This is a genomic window from Arthrobacter sp. NPDC090010 (genome assembly GCF_044748305.1).
Lineage (GTDB): Bacteria > Actinomycetota > Actinomycetes > Actinomycetales > Micrococcaceae > Arthrobacter_E.
Map to the genome: position 1 here is coordinate 1 of NZ_JBIVFT010000021.1, position 1,032 is coordinate 1,032.

A 1,032-nucleotide genomic window follows, 5' to 3' on the forward strand; every position below is an offset into this window, starting at 1 on the left:
CGTTGAAGAAGGAGTAGTTCTGTGACTCTTGCCCCTGAAGGCCGTAAGCTCCTGCGCATCGAGCAACGCAACGCCGCGACCCCCGTGGAACGCAAACCCGACTGGATCAAAGCCAAAGTCCACATGGGCCCCGAATTCATCGGCCTGAAAAACCTCGTCAAAAAAGAAGGCCTCCACACCGTCTGCGAAGAAGCCGGCTGCCCCAACATCTTCGAATGCTGGGAAGACAAAGAAGCCACCTTCCTCATCGGCGGCTCCGAATGCACCCGCCGCTGCGACTTCTGCCAAATCGACACCGGCAAACCCTCCCCCCTGGACCGCCTCGAACCCACCAAAGTCGCCCGGTCCATCCAAACCATGAATCTCCGCTACGCCACCGTCACCGGCGTCGCCCGCGATGACCTCGACGACGAAGGCGTCTGGCTCTACGCCGAAACCGTCCGCAAAATCCACGAACTCAACCCCACCACCGGCGTCGAACTGCTCATCCCCGACTTCTCCGGCAAACCCGAACACATCAAAGCCATCTGCGACTCGGCCCCCGAAGTATTCGCCCACAACGTCGAAACCGTCCCCCGCATCTTCAAACGCATCCGACCCGCCTTCCGCTACGAACGCTCCCTGGACGTCATCACCCAAGGACGCAACCACGGCATGGTCACCAAATCCAACCTCATCCTCGGCATGGGCGAAACCCGCCAAGAAATCTCCGAAGCCCTCCACGACCTCCACGACGCCGGCACCGACCTGATCACCATCACCCAATACCTCCGCCCCTCCGAACGCCACCTCCCCGTGGACCGCTGGGTCAAACCCCAAGAATTCGTCGAACTCGCCGACGAAGCCGAACACATCGGCTTCCTCGGCGTCATGTCCGGACCCCTCGTCCGCTCCTCCTACCGCGCCGGACGCCTCTGGGCCACCGCCATGCGCAAAAAAGGACGCGACATCCCCAACAACCTCACCCACATCGCCGACACCATCCAAGACTCCGGCACCACCCGCCAAGAAGCCCGCACCCTCCTCACCACC

1 protein-coding gene is annotated in these 1,032 nt (G+C 61.9%); it reads left to right on the top strand.

Annotated elements, in window-relative coordinates; genetic code table 11:
• Positions 1-21: 21 nt before the first annotated feature.
• The coding region (lipA, locus tag ACIPXZ_RS16985) for a lipoyl synthase (protein ID WP_400596501.1) at positions 22-1,032 on the top strand (1,011 nt) is incomplete at its 3' end.